The organism is Photobacterium chitinilyticum (assembly GCF_004104355.1).
Taxonomy (GTDB): domain Bacteria; phylum Pseudomonadota; class Gammaproteobacteria; order Enterobacterales; family Vibrionaceae; genus Photobacterium; species Photobacterium chitinilyticum.
Window position 1 is genome coordinate 527,407 of the sequence record NZ_RJLM01000001.1, and the last position, 19,262, is coordinate 546,668.

Here is a 19,262-nt window from a genome sequence, read left to right on the forward strand (position 1 = left end):
AGCCCGATACCATCAGAGCGGTACTATTTCAACGTATCTCGGTAGAGTTCTCTGTTAGAAGGTTATTCATCGGTCAACCGACTACCTGTTGTGAGTGCAAATCGAAAATAACAGTAAGGTAAAGCCACCTTTCGCTTGTCATCAAATAAGTAATATTGCCAACCCAATTCGGATTTGAAGCATCAGCCGTAAAGTTGTGCCGCAAATGGTTAGGTGCAACGGCTAGGGAATGATTAGTATCTGTTATCACCTTAAGTCTTCGTGCGGCACTTTCGACTAGGCTCTTCCTTTTCATATTATCTGATACAGTTTCGAGTGCCTTCTTGAACTTATGTCACGCAGCGTGCGTGCTCTATCTCGTTTACTGACATGCTTTAACCAGTAGTAAACCAGAAGAACCTTCGCTATTCACATTATGGAGAATTGCTTAAGGTGTTCATTCATGAACTTAAGACTTGCTCCTTTAAACGTTTTTCGAACTAGGTGCGTTTTCTTTATTGATTTCTTACGCCAACCGCATATTCGGGAAGCATGTAGATTGAATTGTCATGCTGTCTAAACTGCTGGTTCAGATCATTAACTGGATTTGTCTCGCTACTGAACAGAAAGCACCGTCGAAGGATTCATATGGCTAGATTGATCACACTAACCATTAGACGAAGTATCGCTTTAAAAAGTGGATCGAAACTATCAGTGTTCAAATCAGCTAAGAATTTGAATGTTTGATTTTACTCGTCATCAAAGCGATTGTTCACCGTGTTTGGAATTAAATCGAGCATGAAATTAGGAGGGTGTTTGAATACTTGTCGAAAACACCTCGATAACAACAAAATCATAAATAATTCAGTAGCTTAGATGGAGCATTAAAGGTTCTTGATTCTTAATGCCCCGTATATAAGAATAACTAAAGAGAACATTGCCTTTAGACTTGATTCATTTTAATAGTATATGCATGATCCTAGTGGTAATAGAAACCAAGCATCTTTAATTATCACGAATATAGCAGGTTTTGGTTGTTATCATTTGTAATAAGCTTACTAGTAGAGTTTATTACATCTAATTCAAGTTTATATCCATCATCTAAATATACGCTAAATCCAGTAAGTATAGATTGGAACCCTCCTTTATTTTCAATCACTTGATTTATTTGAGTAATATCAATAACGCGGTAACTTTGTAATCCGTCATAAAAGAAAACCTCACTGTGAAGATGAGTGTTTTGGGAGTTAAGCATCCGAGATATGTAGCAAGCTGATTTAGAATTAAAAACGATCATTAAAGCCACGCCTTATTGGTTGTGATTATCATTACTATTATGAGAAGACTTATATCACATTATTTTGACTTTTTGGGTTTTACTTCGAGTAAAAACCGCTCTGTTTTTCACATGTTGTAATAAATTAATTGGGAGTTTTTTATTTATCTTATTAGACAATGACTTATGTGTTTTTGTCGAGATTGTATTTGGGGGGATATTACACGTTATTAAAAGTAGAAATTATTAGTTACACTTTGTGTATTCTGTTACAAAGCTGTGCTGAAGAGCAAACACATTGTTTTTAGACACAATTAGGCTGAAAGAGAATAAAACTTCTCCCAAGTAATGTTACTGGATGTAGGGGCTGGCGTTTTTTAAGTTAGTTGTCGCCAAATCATATTAAGCCGCTTGTTACAGTTGTTCATTGATCTCTGTTTTTTCTGGGTAAGTATAGGTTCGCAATTCTTTATTTTTCCTAGCGAACGCTTTGGGCTTTGAGCCATTGCCTGCCCGTACACTACCTTTCTATTTACTTGTATGTTGGCATCCTTGCTACGATGACGTTGCCCTGCTCACGAAGCTTATACAACTGTGACAGTGCTCTCCGTTGTACCAGTCGATGAAGTTCTTAATTGTAATGTGCTTGTGGGTGAACAGTTACACTCAAATTATGGTTCTTATTGGCCATCTGACTGAGTATATGCAAGTTATGATTGTTTGCTTGTTTTAGAAGACATGACCTTTTGAGAATTTAAGCGCCTTACTGTCCGTAACGAGATGGGACATACCACATAAAATAAGCATTTTAGAGACATGCATGCTCATTCAATACTACTTTTTCTTGTCAAGAACAACTAGTTGTATATTCGTGCGGGGTCAAATGCATAGGAGTGAAATGTAAATTCCTGCCATAACTGAATAAAAATGGATGAAGTGATTACATTGTGTTGCAACTAAATATCTAGGTCATGATATCGGTTGGATATATGAATACTACTGAATAACTTAACGAAACATGGAGTTAAGCCCTTAATAACAGTTAAACGGAATATAGCCATTTAAATCCTCTTAGTTACTTCGGGATGTCCAATAACTACCGGATCACCAAACAACATGACGTTTCGCAATGTTGATGTCACATAGCGGGGAGTGTTGTAACACTAGTCTTGTCTGCGTCACAAGCTGTCAGCAATAAGTTATCATAATGAGATCTGGCTGCAGAAAAATCATTATATTGACGGACGTCATTATAATTATTGTAAAATTCAGCTAAATTTATCCACTCAGGAACGATTTCCACTGAAACAGTATCATGATAGTGAAGGTTAAATATGGCGGGTGAGTATTTAGGAGAAAGAGATAGCGATGGCTTAATTGGTATCCTTTGTTACAAAATTGCTACGATCTCAAAACAGAAAAGTGAAGCAATGTTTCAACAAGCGTCGCTAGATATAAACTCAGAACAAGCTTGGATTTTGACTAAAGCTTACGAAAAATTGGATGAAGGAGTCCATCAATCTGATTTGGTTACTCAAGAACAAATCATTGGTGCCAAAAGTCAAGTTTCGAGGTTAATTCATGACTTAGTAGAAAAAGAATATCTAGTCAGAAGAGTAGATCCAAACGATCGCCGTCAAACATATTTAACTATAACAAACAGTGGTTTAGAGAGAATGCACCAAGTGCAAGATATAGTGCAAAAAAGAAAAGAGGTATATTTACATACATTAACTATTGACGAATACCATACATTGGTATCACTGTTAAAAAAAGCTCTTGTAGGTGTCAAAGAAGACTAATCCACGTTAGCAAACACATGACTTGATCCGTAAGTGTCTAAATATGTCGGCTGGTCTGAAAGTGATAGATAAGGTCTTTGTCTGTCCAAAATGTAAATGCCGACCATAGCTGGATCAAAGAATGGATGAAGCGATTCCATGGCGTTGCAACTAAATATCTAGATCATTGCCTCGGTTGGCATCGACATATGGATTTTACTGAAAAACTTAACGAAAATATGATGTTAAGTTTTCAGCAACAGTCAAAAGGAACATAATCATTTTTTAAATATAAAGCGATAGCTTCTCTGGCTGATGCAAAGGCAAACTTTTCCGGTTGTAGCTCGGTAATCTTAACCCAATCTATGTTAGCAACATCGTCTCCGGCTTTTAAAATCGGTTTCTGTTCTATCTCTACGGCAAAAAAAGCATCGCAGGTTTTATATTCGATATTTTTATAGAGATAGGTGTTCGGGTACGAACCAAAGTACTGTACCTGGCTTGGCTGAAACATCAGTTCTTCCTGAAGTTCACGCAACAGTGCCTGTTCTAGGGATTCACCGTGATCAACAAATCCACCGGGAAAGTCCCACATCCCTTTACCGGGCTCTCGTCCGCGTTCGGCAACCAGTACCTCATTCTGACAGCGAATAATGGCGAGAACGGCCGAGGCGCTGTTATGGAAAAAGGTAAAGTCACACTGATTACACTGAAATGATTTATCGGATTGTGCAGTGAAGGTTGGCTGACCGCAAGATGGACAATACATATTATTATGCTACTGGTTGGTTCAAAGGCGCGAGGATATCTCAGCCGATAAGGGATTGCTAGTTATGACAGGGAACTTGGGTATAATACCTGCCATTGTCCATCTCCGGTTAATAAAATGTCTGAAGAAGAATATGAAGTAGAAGCGTTGGCGGTCGAGGTTTCAAGCCAGCCTATTGAGCTCTACAAGGTATTGAAAATTGCCAATGCGGTCAGTGGCGGAGGCGAAGCAAAATTTGCAATTTCCGAAGGCTATGTGGCTGTTAATGGTGAACTGGAACAACGCAAACGCCGTAAGATGTATGATGGTGATGTGATTGAGTTTAACAATGAATTTTATGTTGTTATTTGCGATCAGCCTGTAGATGAATCACCCCAGGAAGTTGCTCCAAAACCGGCAAAGAAAGCGGACAAGCCCGTAGCTAAAAATGCATCTGGAAAAGGGGGAGCCAAAAAGTCTTCTTCCCACAAGAATGCGTCTAATAAAAATGCGTCCGGCAAGAAAGCAGGCGGTAAGGCTCAGAAAGCCGAGAAACAGTCAGGCCCTGCCGATCAGTCAACAGGCCGTAAGCCTATTAGCTTTTAGCAACGTCTGGAGTTGTCTCCTGTAAAGCTGGCGAGTATAGGTTTTATGAGGGAGAATACAGAAACTGCCGTAAGTGGCAGTTTCTGATTATGACGGATAATGAATGGCAATTGGCTAATTAGTGGCTATTAACACTTAACCCATATTTCTTGATTTTCCGGTACAAGGTTGCGATTCCAATACCCAGTTCGTCGGCAACCAGCTTGCGGTTGCTCAGTCGGTTGATAGCCTCTTCAATTCGGATTTTTTCCATCTCTTCAAGGCTCATGGCGCAGTCATCAGCATTGATACTCTCGGCATGATGCTCGGTTTTTGACTGTTCAAAGTAAGGTGGTAGCAAGTCGACGTCAATGGTGTCTCCTTCCGGTACTACATTAACCAAGTATTCAATGAGATTACTTAGTTCACGTACGTTGCCGGGCCAGTGATAGGCATTGAGACGAGCCATCGCTTCAGTTGTAATTCCGGGATAGCTCACGCCGATCTTTCGAGTATGTATATCAAGGAAGAATTGCACCAGCAGCTCCACATCGCCATCGCGCTCTTTAAGTGGTGGCAAGTGAATCGGGATCACGTTGAGGCGGTAATACAAATCTTCCCGGAACTTGTTGGACGCAATCATTTCCGCAAAGTTGCGGTTGGTCGCCGATACAATCCGGATATCAATCGGAATCGAGGTGTTTGAGCCAATCGGCATTACTTCACGCTCTTCCAGTACTCGCAGCAATTTGGCCTGAAGGGTCATCGACATATCGCCGATTTCATCCAAAAATAGCGTTCCCTTGTTTGCCGCCAGGATCAGACCGGTTTTTCCTTTAGTCGAGGCTCCGGTAAAGGCACCTTTTACATAACCGAACAATTCGCTTTCGAGCAGCTGATCAGGAATTGCCGCACAGTTAATCGCAATAAAAGGCTTGTCGCTTCGGGTACTCAAATCATGAACCGCATGGGCAATGACTTCTTTACCTGTTCCACTTTCACCATTGATAAGTACGCTTGATGGACTACTGGCAATACGCGAGATTAACGTTTTTAGCTGACGCATTTTTTTACAGTCACCAATGACACTGGTAAATTGCGGCTGTGGTTCATTGATGGCAAATGATTTATTTGGCTGGTGGAAGGCCATTAAAAAAAGTTGATGTCCACGGGCATCATGAAATTGGCCGACAACGAGCTCTTGGCGCTCGCCAAGAGAAATGATGTGCTGTTGGTGGCCTTTTAATTCATTATTATGAAAAGACAGTGGCTTAATATTCACTTCGAGATGTGATAGTTCTTCACGCTCTATATTTAGGTTGTTCAGTGCTTGCTGGTTACCATATTTCACGCGGCTGTTGCCGTCTAAGACTAATACCCCCTGATCCATGTTTTCTATCAGGCTGGTAAATACTTCGTCTAGCCCATCATCATGTTCATTATCGCTGGCCAGTACTTTAGTTACTACAATCTGGGAAATATGCTGAATGTAGTCAGAGAATAACTGAACATTCTCTTTTATTCTCTCGCGCGACTCTTCGGTAAAGGCAACAAGACTGATCACCCCGATACAGCGATCATCAACCATGATAGGCACACCAAGAAAAGCAGTCTCTCGGCAGGTGCCTTTGTTGCTGCAACCCTCACAAAGTGGATCGGTTCGTGATTTGACGACAACTTTTTCTTTATGTGTTTCAAGGATGTATCTGAAGATTCTTGAGCTGGTGTTGAGTTTTTTGCCAAAGAATTTGCTGTAAGGCCCGGTGCCGGCGATACGGACTAGGTCGGCATCAACGACTTCTGCGTCCAGCTGGAGTACGGCTGAAAGCATTTGAGTAAAGCGCAGTATGGTTGGCTGCAGCTGCATGAGTTCGGACTGTTGGGCGTTTTTCAACATAATTCGGGTCTATTTTGAGAGAGACTTAACAAAGTTAATCAAGATTGGCTGATACCTGTTTGATATAAGTCAGTGTTTCCCGTTGGATTCGCGATGCGAAATAGGAATTGCTAGCTAGGTCACATCTGAATATCAATATGATAAACCGCATTTTGGTCGCTATCATTTTGGTCGCTATCACTGATAGTGGTTGATAGCGCTCTGCATGGTATAGGTAAAGCAATAAAGTGTGTTCATTTTTCTTACCCCTTGTAATTCAAGGGCTGTAGGTGTTTTTTGATTTATTTTTCCGATTTTGGCTGTTGTTGGCATAGATATTGGAATAAGAGAATCAGTCGTCTGTTATAACCCTACAGACTTTTTCCAGCCGCACTCGATATAACAATTTAATTACTGGGAAGAATAAAATGAAAAGCATTAATGAACTGATCAAGGAAATCAATGAACTAAAATCTGAGCTTCATAATAAAGATTTCCTTTTAACATGGGAGCAGAGCCCTGAAGAGTTAGAGCGTGTATTAAAAACCGCGCAAGCTTTAAAAGCAATGCGAAAGGAAAACATCGCAACAAACATCTTTAAAAATGGCTTGGGTATTTCACTGTTCCGTGACAACTCAACTCGAACTCGTTTCTCCTACGCTTCAGCCATCAACATGTTAGGTCTTGCACAGCAGGATCTTGATGAAGGTAAATCGCAGATTGCCCACGGTGAAACCGTGCGTGAAACTGCCAATATGATTTCATTCTGTGCCGATGCTATCGGTATTCGCGATGACATGTATCTAGGTGCCGGTAATGCCTACATGCGTGAAGTTGGTGAAGCCTTGGATGATGGTGTGAAAGAAGGCGTATTGCCACACCGTCCAGCACTGGTCAACCTACAGTGTGATATCGACCACCCAACTCAGTCAATGGCTGACCTGGCATGGTTGGAAGAACACTTCGGTGGTTTGGACAAGCTAAAAGGCAAGAAGATTGCAATGACTTGGGCTTATTCACCAAGTTACGGTAAGCCGCTATCTGTACCTCAGGGCATCATCGGCCTGATGACTCGCTTCGGTATGGACGTCACTCTGGCTCACCCAGAAGGTTATGACCTAATTCCTGAAGTGGTTGAAGAAGCTCGCAAGAATGCTGAAGCGTCTGGCGGTAGCTTTACCCAGGTTGAATCAATGGAAGAAGCATTCAAAGATGCTGACATTGTTTATCCAAAATCATGGGCACCATACCAGGTTATGGGCCGTCGTACCGAGCTGCTTCGCGCCAATGACCATGATGGCCTGAAAGCACTTGAGCAAGAATGTCTGGCTCAGAATGCCAACCACAAAGACTGGCATTGCACCGAAGAAATGATGAAGCAGACCAAAGACGGTGAAGCGCTTTACATGCACTGCCTACCTGCTGATATCACAGGCGTTTCTTGCAAAGAAGGTGAAGTGGAAGAGTCAGTATTCGAGAAATACCGTATTGCCACTTACAAAGAAGCAAGCTGGAAGCCATATATCATTGCTGCAATGATTATGAACCGCAAGTACCAAGAGCCTGGAGATGTTCTACAGGAGCTACTGGACGATGCTGAAAAGCGCGTTAAGTAAATATCTGGTTCCAAATGTGTATCTGACAAATGCTACAGCTATAAAACTTGGCTAATTGCTAGCCCTTTCGCGGGGGCACTAGTTCCAGTACCCCCGCATTTTTATCTCAATTCATTCAATGAGGTCTGGTCGTGTCTACATTCTCTCTAAAAATGGAGATAGCCGATAACCGCCATTATAACGGTCAGCAATCTCCTCTATTCACCATTGATGAAGCGGAAAAAGCCCGCGCCTTCCATCAGAAAGTTGAAGGCTACCAACCAACGCCTTTGCACTCTCTCGACTGCTTAGCCAAAGAGATCGGCGTTGGCAAAATCCTGATTAAAGATGAAGCACATCGCTTTGATTTATGCGCATTCAAAATGTTAGGTGGTGCTTATGCCATTGCCCGTTTGCTTTGCGACGAGTTCAAGCTTGATGTCAAAGATTTTGATTTCGAAAAACTCAAAAACGATATCCCGGAAAAAATGACCTTTGCAACTGCAACGGATGGTAACCACGGACGTGGTGTGGCATGGGCAGCAAACAAGCTCGGCCAGAATGCCGTTGTGTATATGCCAAAAGGTGCTGCAGACGAGCGTGTTAACAACATTCGTGCGCTAGGTGCCGAGTGCATTGTTACCGACATGAACTATGACGATACCGTTCGTCTAGCCATCAAAACGGCAGAAGAGAACAACTGGAAAGTTGTGCAGGATACAGCCTGGGAAGGTTATACCGAAATCCCAACCTGGATCATGCAGGGCTACACCACCATGGCAGCCGAAGCTGTCGACCAAATGAAAGATCAGCAAATCGAACGTCCTACCCACGTATTCCTACAGGCTGGCGTTGGTGCTATGGCTGGCGGCGTGCTGGGTTATCTCTGTGACCAATACGGTGCAGACAAGCTTCACTCAGTGATTGTCGAGCCGGATCTGGCTGACTGTATCTACCGCTCAGGTATCAGCGAGCAGGGCGAGATGGTGAATGTCGAAGGCGACCTGGCAACCATCATGGTTGGCTTGGCCTGTGGTGAGCCGAATCCGATTGGTTGGCCGGTACTGCGTGACTGTTCAACTCAGTTTGTTTCCTGTCAAGACAGTGTAGCCGCACTGGGTATGCGAGTTCTCGGTAATCCGCTAGGCGACGATCCAAGAGTTGTATCCGGTGAATCCGGCGCCGTTGGTGCAGGTATGCTGGCTGCTGTTTACTACCACCCAGAGCGTGAAAAGCTAATGGAAAAACTGGGGCTGAACCAAGATTCAGTTGTTCTATTGGTTAACACCGAAGGGGATACCGACCCTGTCCACTACCGTGAAGTAGTATGGCAAGGTAAGCACCCAACGCTTTAAGTTGTTTCTTTTTGCGATTTCGTCCGGATGCTGCATCAGAAGTGCTCATTGATGGGTATCAACTCCGCGCTTCTTCTTTGCCTTCGAACGAAATTGCTTCAAGAAGGCAATAAAGGTTTAACGAGCTGTACTGAATCCACAAAGATTCGGTGAAAGAATAGTAGAAAAAAGAATTATTTAGCGTGCTGTATGTGTCATCGAAAACAGGGCGTATCAACTTCAAATACAAAACATCATGCCGGACGCGATGACCACCGTTCGGCCCAAGGAGAATTACAATGACAATGAATATCCCATTCAATAAAGTTCTGGAAAAAGCCCAAGACTACAAAGCGGATATGAGCCAATTCCTACGTGACATGATTGCAATCCCAAGCGAAAGCTGTGACGAAGAAAAAGTGGTATTGCGCATCAAAGAGGAAATGGAAAAAGTTGGTTTCGATAAGGTAGAAATCGATCCGATGGGCAACGTACTGGGATGGATTGGTCATGGTCCGCACCTAATTGCTATGGATGCACACATCGATACTGTTGGTGTGGGTAACATGGACAACTGGGAATTTGACCCATACCAGGGCATGGAAGATGACGAAATCATCGGTGGCCGTGGTGCTTCTGATCAGGAAGGCGGTATGGCTTCAATGGTTTATGCCGGTAAGATCATCAAAGATCTAGGTCTTGAAGACGAATATACCTTGCTAGTAACGGGTACCGTTCAGGAAGAGGACTGTGATGGTCTTTGCTGGCAGTACATCATTGAAGAAAGCAAGATTCGCCCTGAGTTCGTGGTTTCTACCGAGCCAACAGATTGCCAGATCTACCGCGGTCAGCGCGGACGTATGGAAATTCGTATCGATGTTGCCGGTGTGAGCTGTCACGGCTCTGCTCCGGAGCGTGGTGACAACGCTATCTTCAAAATGGGCCCAATTCTTAGCCAGCTAGAAGATCTTTCTCACAACCTGAAAGACGACCCATTCCTAGGCAAAGGTACACTGACTGTTTCAGAAATCTTCTTCACTTCACCAAGCCGCTGTGCTGTTGCAGATAGCTGTGCTGTTTCAATCGACCGTCGTTTGACTTGGGGTGAAACTTGGGAAGGTTCGCTTGACGAAATTCGTGCGCTACCTGCGGTACAAGCAGCGAAAGCTGAAGTATCTATGTACGAATACAACCGTCCTGCCTATACCGGTTTGGTTTACCCAACAGAGTGCTACTTCCCAACATGGTTGATTGACGAAGAGCACGTTGCGACTAAGACACTGGAAGCTTCTTACGAGCTATTGTTCGACAAGAAACCAACTGTAGATAAGTGGACATTCTCTACCAACGGCGTTTCTATCATGGGCCGTTACGGTATTCCTGTGATTGGTTTCGGTCCGGGTAAAGAGCCAGAAGCGCACGCGCCAAACGAGAAAACTTGGAAAGATCACCTTGTGACTTGTGCTGCGATGTACGCGGTGATCCCACAAATGTACCTAAAAGAGCTAAAAAAATAAGAACCAGTGTTGAGTAATCACTAGCTGAATAATCAACATGAGTACCATTTTCCGTCCCGAGGGTGTCAGTTCGCTCTGCCTTAATGCTGACCTCATATCCCCCTCGGGATGGATTTTCGTTCTTGGTTCGTGGCTATTGATTCTTGATTTATCTTCTCGAAGTATCAGTTGTTTGACTGATACTTCGAGAAGGTATTCGTAGATAGACGAAATTCCGGTGTAAACAAAGGGTAGCGTTATGATTTCACAGCGTTCTTTCTTCTTGAATTCGAACAAGAGTACAGGCGGAACACCGTCGGCAATTCTTATTCGTCAGGGAGTTGTGGTCGACCATCAAGATGAGAAGAAAGCAGATATTTTGATTGTTGATGGTCAGATCGCCGAGGTTGCCCCCTCTATATCCAACTATCCGACTGACACTCAAATTATTGATGCTTCCGGCCTGTATGTGATGCCGGGAGGTATTGATGTCCATACCCATTTCAATATTGATGTAGGGATTGCGCGTAGTAGTGATGATTTCTATACCGGCACTCGTGCCGCAGCCTGTGGTGGTACTACTACGGTGGTTGATCACATGGGCTTCGGACCTAAAGGCTGCAATCTTCATCATCAACTGGCCGTTTATAAGGAATATGCCAAAGAAACCGCGGTGATTGATTACGGTTTTCATGGCGTGATTCAGCATATTGACGATGAAATATTGTCTGAAATGGCCTCGATGGTTGAGGTTGAAGGGATCTCCAGCTTCAAGCTGTATCTGACTTACGGCTATAAGCTTGATGATGAGTCGGTTCTGCGTGCGCTTGCCCAACTCAATAAAGTCCATGCCCTGACCACGGTTCACCCTGAAAATGATGCAGCGATCGCGCTAAGGCGCAGTCAGCTGCTCGAAGAAGGGAAAACAGCCCCTAGGTATCACGCCCAGAGTCGCCCGCTTGAATGCGAGGCCGAAGCCATTGCCAGAATGATAAATCTGGCGAAACTGGCTGGCGATGCACCGCTGTATATTGTCCATCTTTCTAATGGGCTTGGACTGGATTATGTCCGGCTTGCCCGCCAGAACCAACAGCCGGTTTGGGCTGAAACCTGCCCGCAGTACTTGTTGCTTGATGAGCGCTGTTACGAGCGGGAAGATGCGCTGAAATATATTCTTAGCCCACCGTTGCGCCCTGTTGAGGAGCGTGAAAAGCTGTGGCAAGGGCTGGTGGACGGCAGCATCGATACCGTTGCGACTGATCATTGTTCTTTTACCTATTCTGAACAAAAACAGCGTGGAAAAGACAATTTCAGTGCTTGTCCGAATGGTATGCCCGGTGTTGAAAACCGGATGCCGTTGCTGTTTTCCGAAGGCGTTATGAGCGGACGGATCAGTCCGGCCCGTTTTGTAGAGCTAACCAGTTATATGCCAGCCAAGCTATTTGGGTTATACCCGCAAAAAGGTAGCTTGGCTCCGGGGGCTGATGCCGATCTTGTGCTGTTTGATCCCAAGCAGCAAGTCACAATTACTCACGATTTATTACACGACAACACCGATTACACCCCGTATGAAGATATGAAGTGTCTTGGCTGGCCGATGATGACCATCAGCCGTGGACAGGTTGTCGCATGTAATGGCGAATTTATGGGGAAAGCCGGGAATGGCCGCTTTATTCGCCGCAAACCGTTTCTACATCAATATTAGTGTTTGCACTAATGGATGTGCCGGGAACGGGGTTAAACCACAATTATAATTCAAGGAGTTAACATGAAACCCACCGCTGTTGTTGCCCTTGGCGGCAATGCATTGTTGCGTCGTGGCGACGCACCGAGCTTTGATAACCAGCTGGCTAACATCAAAATCGCAGCTAAGGCGATTGCTGAAATCGCCAAGGAATACCAGGTTGCGATTGTCCATGGAAATGGTCCGCAGGTTGGCCTGCTAGCCCTGCAGAACTTGGCTTATGACAAAGTCTCGCCTTATCCGCTCGATGTCCTTGGAGCTGAAAGCGAAGGGATGATTGGTTATATGCTGGCTCAGGAGCTGCAAAATTTACTGCCTGACACCGAAGTAGCCAGCCTTCTGACTCGTATTGAAGTGAATGCCGATGATCCTAGCATGTTGGATCCGACCAAGTTTGTTGGCCCGGTTTATAACGAAGACGAAGCCGGTGTTTTGGCTGAAGCCAATAACTGGATCATGAAGCGTGATGGCGAATATGTCCGCCGCGTCGTACCGTCTCCTAAGCCAATCAATATTGTCGACAAGAAGTCGATTGATACTTTGCTTAATGCCGGCCAGATTGTGATCTGCTGTGGCGGCGGCGGTATTCCAGTGTGCCGTGGCGAATTCGGTTATCAAGGTGTTGAAGGTGTGATCGATAAAGACCTTTCAGCAACCTTGCTGGCTAAACAGCTCAAGGCAGACAAGCTGCTTATCCTGACAGATGCCGATGCCGTTTACCTAGACTGGGGCACTGAGAAGCAGCGTGCGCTACGAGCGACGACACCAGCTCAGCTAAGTGAGCATCAGTTTCCTGCGGGTTCAATGGGACCTAAAGTCGAAGCTGCGGCCGATTTTGCCCAGTTTGGTGGTCGCGCCTATATCGGTGCACTTGAAGAAGGCTTAGAGGTATTGGCTGAACGTGCCGGTACTTGTGTAGCCGTTTAGAGATTCACAATTCCCTACAGTTAATACCAATCTGTTTAAGCTGTTGAACAATCTCATGGTTTAGATGACGTAACGGCTGAGCCAGGTTGGTATAACAAAGCGAGACGTACCTTCGTCGATAAATACATAAAAATAGTTGCTGTGGGTGAAGGAGGCGATCTAAAGCGAAGTCGTCGCCACAAAAGCAGCATTGCGCCATAAGGGTACGTTTCATCATTTTACCGACAACAAGGTAGAACATTATGAGCAATTGTCCTAAGGATATGACACTGCCGCCAGACCTTTCTCTGAAAAAAGGTTCTGGACCGGTTCGAACCAAGTTTCCCATCTATTCCAACTCCCTCCCGCCTTGTAATCATGCCTGCCCGACGGGCAGCAATATTCAGGAATGGTTGTCATTGGCTCAGTCCGAGCAATACGAAGAAGCTTTCCAGGCACTTATCAAGAACAACCCGATGCCAGCGATCCATGGTCGGGTTTGTTACCATCCCTGTGAATCGGCCTGTAACCGTACCAACGTCGACCAGGCGGTTAGCATTCACGCGGTCGAGCGTTTCTTGGGAGACCAGGCGCTAGAGAAAAAATGGCCAGTTCGGTTTGAAGCCGAATCTACAGGCAAGCGGATATTGATTGTTGGCGCTGGTCCGAGCGGTCTCGCGACGGCTTATCACCTCAAGCGCAAGGGCCACGATGTTGAAATTCGTGATGCGGCTCCGATGGCGGGCGGCATGATGCATTTTGGTATCCCTGCTTACCGTTTGCCACGCGATATTCTTGAAAATGAAATTGCCCGCATCGAAGCTATGGGTATCAAAATTGTCCTCAACCATAAGGTTGAAGATCTACTTGCTGAAAAAGTGAAAGGCCAGTTTGATGCTGTCTTCCTTGCTATCGGTGCCCATGTTGGCCGTGGTGTCGATATTCCGAATGATGATCCCGGCAAGGTGATCGATGCGGTGTCCTATTTACGGGCGATTGAAATGAACACTGCACCTAAGCTCGGTCAGCGAGTTGCTGTGTACGGTGGTGGTAACACTGCGATGGATGCTGCACGTACTGCTCGCCGAATGGGAGCTGATGTGATGGTAATTTACCGTCGCGACCGCGCCCATATGCCAGCTCATGATTTCGAATGTGTCGAGGCGATGGAAGAAGGCGTGACTTTCCACTGGCAGCGAACTATCAATCAGATCGATGGTACGACCTTTACCCTTGAAAAGATGGAAATAGACGACAGTGGCCGACCTCAGCCAACTGGTGTGTTTGAGTCCGTAGAATCTGACTCGCTTATTCTGGCGCTGGGCCAGAATATCGATACCAAGATCACTGAAAATATCCCGGGTGTTGAACACAAGTGGGATGGTACCGTTATGGTCAACGAGCAGATGATGACTGGCTATCAGGGGTTGTTTGCCGGTGGTGATATGGTGCCATGTGATCGTACCGTAACTATTGCTGTCGGGCACGGTAAAAAAGCCGCTGCTCACATCGATGCATTCCTCAACAAGCGTATTTTCTGCAAAGTGTCCAAACAACCGTTGATCCGGTTCGACAAGCTGCACCTGTGGTACAAAACCGACGCCGAGCAAAGCGAACAGCCTGCGATCCCTGTGATCAAGCGGGCTACATCATTTGATGAGGTTGTCGGAGGGCTGACAGAACAGGAAGCCTTGTTCGAGGCTCAGCGTTGTTACTCTTGCGGCAATTGTTTCGAATGTAACGGGTGCTTTGCGGCCTGTCCGCATGGGGCGATTACCCGCCTCGGAGAGGGCAAGGGCTATAAGGTGGATTACGACAAGTGTACCGGATGTGAAGCGTGTTATTCGCAGTGTCCTTGTCATGCGATCGAAATGGTCGCGGCAGAAATGGAGTAGGAGTTGATCATGACTGAAAAAACGATTCTTTCGTCTGAGCCCGTCATGCATACTTGCGACGGAAATGAAGCCGCGGCGCACGTTGCCTATCGTGTGAGTGAAGTGTGTGCGATTTACCCAATTACGCCGTCATCGACAATGGCGGAATTTGCCGATCAGTGGGCTGCAGAAGACCAACGTAATATCTGGGGCAATATCCCGCTGATTGCAGAAATGCAAAGTGAAGGCGGCGCTGCTGGAACGGTGCACGGAGCCTTGCAAAGTGGCGCACTGACAACGACATTTACTGCCTCGCAAGGGCTGATGTTGATGTTGCCTAACATGTATAAGATTGCCGGTGAGCTTACCTCGGCAGTGTTTCATGTTGCGGCTCGCTCGCTGGCTGCACAGGGCCTGTCTATCTTTGGTGATCACCAAGATATTATGGCCGCTCGTGGTACTGGTTTTGCGCTATTGGCATCCTCGTCAGTACAGGAAGCCCACGATATGGCGCTGGTGGCCCATGCGGCTACCTTGGATGCAAGGATCCCCTTCATCCATTTCTTCGATGGTTTCAGAACCTCGCATGAGGTTAACAAGATCAATTTGATCCCTGACGCCGATATTCGAGCCATGATTTCCGACGAACTGGTACGGGCACACCGTGAGCGGGGCCTAAGTCCGGATTCACCGTTTATTCGCGGTACGGCGCAGAACCCAGATGTCTATTTCCAAGGGCGGGAGACCGTTAACCCTTATTATGCCAAGACACCTGCGATTGTAGAGGCTTGCATGGACAAGCTGGGTGAGCTTACCGGCCGCCGCTACAAGCTGATGGAGTTCTTTGGTGCGCCGGATGCGGAGCATGTAGTCATCGCCATGGGTTCGGGTGTAGAAACGGTGAAAGAGACCGTTGATCACTTAGTGGCACAAGGCAAGAAAGTTGGTGTGTTACAGGTACGTTTGTATCGGCCGTTATCGGCCAAGCATCTGCTTGAAGCGTTACCATTAACAACCCAGAAGATCACAATACTGGATCGAACCAAAGAGCCGGGTGCCAATGCTGATCCGCTGTATCAGGATGTCTTGACGGCGTTGATGGACAATCAGGATCACTTCGAGAAGATGCCACGCCTGATTGCCGGACGTTACGGCCTGTCGAGCAAAGAATTTACGCCGGCAATGGTCAAGGCGGTATTCGACAATCTCGAGCTGGCTCAGCCAAAGCACCACTTTACTGTTGGTATTATCGATGATGTTAGCCATTCGCACCTAGATGTGGATACAACATTTGACATCGAATCGACAGATGTTGTCCGGGCGATGTTCTATGGCCTGGGCGCTGACGGTACAGTTGGGGCGAATAAAAATACCATCAAGATCATCGGAGGTGACCCAGATTATTTCGCACAGGGTTACTTTGTCTATGATTCGAAAAAATCAGGGTCGCAAACTGAATCGCACCTGAGGTTTGGTCATCATCCGGTCAATAGCCCTTATCTTATTCAGTCGGCAAACTTTGTTGCTTGTCACCAGGCAACATTTGTCGAAAGTACGGATATGCTAGCGAAAGCGGCCGATAATGCCACTTTCTTGCTCAATACGACCGTACCGGCCGATAAAGTCTGGGATAGCTTGCCTGCCCGTATGCAGCAGCAGTTGATTGATCGCAACATGCAGCTCCATATCATCGACGCTTACAAAGTTGCGCGTGATACAGGCATGGGCAACCGTATCAATACCATCATGCAGACTTGTTTCTTTGCTCTTTCCGGAGTGTTGGAAAAAGATCTCGCCATCGCCAAAATCAAAAAGGCTATCGAGAAAACTTATGCCCGCAAGGGGCCGGAAGTCGTACAGAAAAACTTTGCTGCTGTCGATCATACCTTGGCTCACCTGTATCAGGTTGATGTGCCAAACACTGTGACCGCGAGCGAGCAAAACAAGCCCGTAGTATCGGAGCAAGCGCCGGAGTTTGTTCAGAAAGTGACCGCGCAGATGATGGCAGGCAAGGGCGACTTGATCCCTGTGTCGATGCTACCGGTTGATGGTACTTATCCATCGGGCACAACCCAGTGGGAGAAACGGAACATAGCCCAGAAGATCCCTGTCTGGGAGCAACAAGACTGTATTCAATGCGGTAACTGCAGCATTGTTTGCCCGCATGCGGCGATTCGGGCTAAGTTCTACGACAAGTCAAAACTTGATGACGCTCCGGAAGACTTTAAGTCTGCGGGTATTACCGCCCGTGGCTTCCCGGATACTCGCTATACACTACAGGTGTATGTGGAAGATTGTACCGGATGTAGCTTGTGTGTTGATGCCTGTCCAATGGTCGTGCAAGAGGCGACGGATGATCAGCCGGAGCGCAAGGCTATCAATATGGAGCTCAAGGCACCTTATATGGAGCAAGAGAAGAAGAACCTCGATTTCTTTGAAACCATTCCATATAACGATCGCGCTCGCGTAGATTTTTCCAATGTACGTGGGGCTCAGTTCCTGCAGCCATTGTTTGAATTCTCGGGTGCCTGTTCCGGATGTGGCGAGACTCCTTACCTCAAGCTGATGTCGCAGTTGTTTGGTGATCGTCTGATGATAGCCAATGCAACAGGGTGTTCCTCAATCTATGGTGGTAACTTGCCGACGACGCCTTGGTCGAAAAATGCCGAAGGTCGGGGACCTGCCTGGGCGAACTCTTTGTTTGAAGATAACGCCGAGTTTGGTTTTGGCTTCCGTCTTGCTGCGGTTAAACAGCACGAGATGGCCGAACAGCTACTGGTGGAAAATCGTGAACAGCTGGAACCTTTGCTGGTTGATCAATTGCTGCATGCAGAGCAGCTTACCGAAACGGATATTCAGGCCCAAATTAAGCGGGTAGATAGCCTGAAGGCGCAGTTGGAGCCTATTGGGACAGAGTCTGCACTTAATCTGATGTCGGTTGCCGATCAACTGATCCGTCGTTCTATCTGGATTGTCGGTGGTGACGGCTGGGCCTATGATATTGGCTCGAGTGGTCTTGATCATGTACTTGCCAGCGGAGCTGATGTCAATGTGCTGGTGATGGATACCGAAGTGTACTCCAATACCGGTGGCCAGATGTCGAAATCTACGCCGCTCGGGGCAGTCGCTAAGTTTGCCGCGGCCGGTAAGCAGGCGACCAAGAAAGATGTTGCGATGCAGGCAATATCCTACAACAACGTGTATGTTGCCCGGGTCGCTCTCGGTGCTGATCCGCAGCAGGTTTTGCTAGCAATGCGAGAAGCAGAAGCTTACAAAGGCCCATCAATTATCATCGCCTACAGCCACTGTATTGCGCATGGCATCAACATGGAAGATGGCCTGCATCAACAGCAATTGGCAGTGAAATCCGGTCATTGGCCGCTATTCCGCTACAATCCGGCGCTGCGTGATGTCGGTGAGAATCCGTTCTCGCTCGATACACTGCGGCCGACGATCCCGCTTGAGGAATACCGGTATAATGAAGCGCGCTACCAGATCCTGCGTCGCAGCAACCCTGAGGCGGCGGCAGATATTACCGCACGTGCTCAGCAGGTCGCCAAGCGTAAGTGGGATCTCTATGAAGAGTTAGCAACTCGTCGACAGGGTTCGGTTGCACCGCACGTGGAACTAGATAGCCATTAGTGGTGATTGGACTCCATAAATCTTAAAAGGGCCGTCTGGCCCTTTTTTATATTTGTCTTTCGGGCTGAAGGTCACGCTCCGTAATTGCGAGGTGATGAACTGAGAGGTATTATTCTCACTTGCGCTATACGCTAATAACATAATCATTTTGAATGGGCTTGTTGTTAGTTTGTTGTTTTTTATGACGCTAACTGTGCAAAGCCAGTTAAATCATTAATTATTAGAAAGAGATTTGAGAATATGAAGTTAAACAGGCTTTCGATTAAAACTAAGTTATTATTTCTTGTTCTATTAATTTCATCTATTTTTGTTTTTTCTTCATTTTTTATTAAGTCGGCAAATAATAAAGTTGCCGAAAACTTTAACCAGTTTTATAACCATACCTTTTCTGTCACGATATCCTTTGAAAACGTTAAAAGTGTCCAG

At 46.0% G+C, this 19,262-nt stretch carries 11 protein-coding genes and 1 pseudogene; 10 read left to right on the forward strand and 2 right to left on the reverse strand.

What is annotated here, in order from left to right:
- Positions 1–2,589 precede the first annotated feature (2,589 nt).
- Positions 2,590–3,057 (forward strand): MarR family winged helix-turn-helix transcriptional regulator, encoded by a 468-nt coding sequence (locus EDI28_RS02265; protein ID WP_233353252.1) that lies wholly within the window; start codon positions 2,590–2,592, stop codon positions 3,055–3,057.
- A gap of 83 nt (positions 3,058–3,140) precedes the next feature.
- Positions 3,141–3,237, forward strand: a pseudogene (locus EDI28_RS27260) (IS1595 family transposase); the annotation flags it as partial.
- A gap of 52 nt (positions 3,238–3,289) precedes the next feature.
- Here the strand turns inward: EDI28_RS27260 and EDI28_RS02275 are convergent.
- Positions 3,290–3,805 (reverse strand): NUDIX hydrolase, encoded by a 516-nt coding sequence (locus EDI28_RS02275; RefSeq protein ID WP_128782212.1) that lies wholly within the window; start codon positions 3,803–3,805, stop codon positions 3,290–3,292.
- A 117-nt stretch (positions 3,806–3,922) separates the two neighbouring features.
- Here EDI28_RS02275 and EDI28_RS02280 point away from each other — a divergent pair, with 117 nt between their 5' ends.
- Positions 3,923–4,390, forward strand: a complete 468-nt coding sequence (locus EDI28_RS02280) for an RNA-binding S4 domain-containing protein (RefSeq protein ID WP_128782213.1) — start codon at positions 3,923–3,925, stop codon at positions 4,388–4,390.
- Between the two features lie 118 nt (positions 4,391–4,508).
- Here EDI28_RS02280 and EDI28_RS02285 read toward each other — a convergent pair whose 3' ends face one another.
- Positions 4,509–6,266, reverse strand: a complete 1,758-nt coding sequence (locus EDI28_RS02285) for a sigma 54-interacting transcriptional regulator (RefSeq protein ID WP_128782214.1) — start codon at positions 6,264–6,266, stop codon at positions 4,509–4,511.
- 407 nt (positions 6,267–6,673) lie between these two features.
- On the opposite strand from EDI28_RS02285, the gene ygeW reads away from it, so the two are divergent.
- The 7 genes from ygeW (at position 6,674) to nifJ (ending at position 18,836) form a co-directional block, all read left to right on the forward strand.
- Positions 6,674–7,861, forward strand: coding sequence for a knotted carbamoyltransferase YgeW (ygeW, locus tag EDI28_RS02290; protein ID WP_128782215.1), 1,188 nt, complete (start codon positions 6,674–6,676; stop codon positions 7,859–7,861).
- A gap of 131 nt (positions 7,862–7,992) precedes the next feature.
- Positions 7,993–9,195: a diaminopropionate ammonia-lyase gene (dpaL, locus tag EDI28_RS02295; RefSeq protein WP_128782216.1), complete on the forward strand. Its 1,203-nt coding sequence runs from the start codon at positions 7,993–7,995 to the stop codon at positions 9,193–9,195.
- A gap of 278 nt (positions 9,196–9,473) precedes the next feature.
- Positions 9,474–10,691 carry a YgeY family selenium metabolism-linked hydrolase gene (locus EDI28_RS02300; RefSeq protein WP_128782217.1) on the forward strand — a complete coding sequence of 406 codons (1,218 nt, stop codon included), beginning with the start codon at positions 9,474–9,476 and terminating at the stop codon, positions 10,689–10,691.
- Positions 10,692–10,929: 238 nt separating this feature from the next.
- Positions 10,930–12,375, forward strand: coding sequence for a dihydropyrimidinase (gene hydA, locus EDI28_RS02305; protein WP_128782218.1), 1,446 nt, complete (start codon positions 10,930–10,932; stop codon positions 12,373–12,375).
- Positions 12,376–12,438: 63 nt separating this feature from the next.
- Positions 12,439–13,341, forward strand: a complete 903-nt coding sequence (gene arcC, locus EDI28_RS02310; RefSeq protein ID WP_128782219.1) for a carbamate kinase — start codon at positions 12,439–12,441, stop codon at positions 13,339–13,341.
- Positions 13,342–13,583: 242 nt separating this feature from the next.
- Positions 13,584–15,215, forward strand: a complete 1,632-nt coding sequence (locus EDI28_RS02315) for an NAD(P)-binding protein (RefSeq protein WP_128782220.1) — start codon at positions 13,584–13,586, stop codon at positions 15,213–15,215.
- A gap of 9 nt (positions 15,216–15,224) precedes the next feature.
- Entirely contained in the window at positions 15,225–18,836 is a 3,612-nt protein-coding gene (gene nifJ / locus EDI28_RS02320; RefSeq protein WP_199287357.1) for a pyruvate:ferredoxin (flavodoxin) oxidoreductase, read from the forward strand.
- Positions 18,837–19,262: the final 426 nt, after the last annotated feature.

Coding starts and splice junctions, on each gene's coding strand:
- EDI28_RS02265 (WP_233353252.1), top strand. CDS start 2,590: ATGGCGGGTGAGTATTTAGGAGAAAGAGATAGCGATGGCTTAATTGGT.
- EDI28_RS02275 (WP_128782212.1), bottom strand. CDS start 3,805: ATGTATTGTCCATCTTGCGGTCAGCCAACCTTCACTGCACAATCCGAT.
- EDI28_RS02280 (WP_128782213.1), top strand. CDS start 3,923: ATGTCTGAAGAAGAATATGAAGTAGAAGCGTTGGCGGTCGAGGTTTCA.
- EDI28_RS02285 (WP_128782214.1), bottom strand. CDS start 6,266: ATGTTGAAAAACGCCCAACAGTCCGAACTCATGCAGCTGCAGCCAACC.
- ygeW (WP_128782215.1), top strand. CDS start 6,674: ATGAAAAGCATTAATGAACTGATCAAGGAAATCAATGAACTAAAATCT.
- EDI28_RS02300 (WP_128782217.1), top strand. CDS start 9,474: ATGACAATGAATATCCCATTCAATAAAGTTCTGGAAAAAGCCCAAGAC.
- hydA (WP_128782218.1), top strand. CDS start 10,930: ATGATTTCACAGCGTTCTTTCTTCTTGAATTCGAACAAGAGTACAGGC.
- arcC (WP_128782219.1), top strand. CDS start 12,439: ATGAAACCCACCGCTGTTGTTGCCCTTGGCGGCAATGCATTGTTGCGT.
- EDI28_RS02315 (WP_128782220.1), top strand. CDS start 13,584: ATGAGCAATTGTCCTAAGGATATGACACTGCCGCCAGACCTTTCTCTG.
- nifJ (WP_199287357.1), top strand. CDS start 15,225: ATGACTGAAAAAACGATTCTTTCGTCTGAGCCCGTCATGCATACTTGC.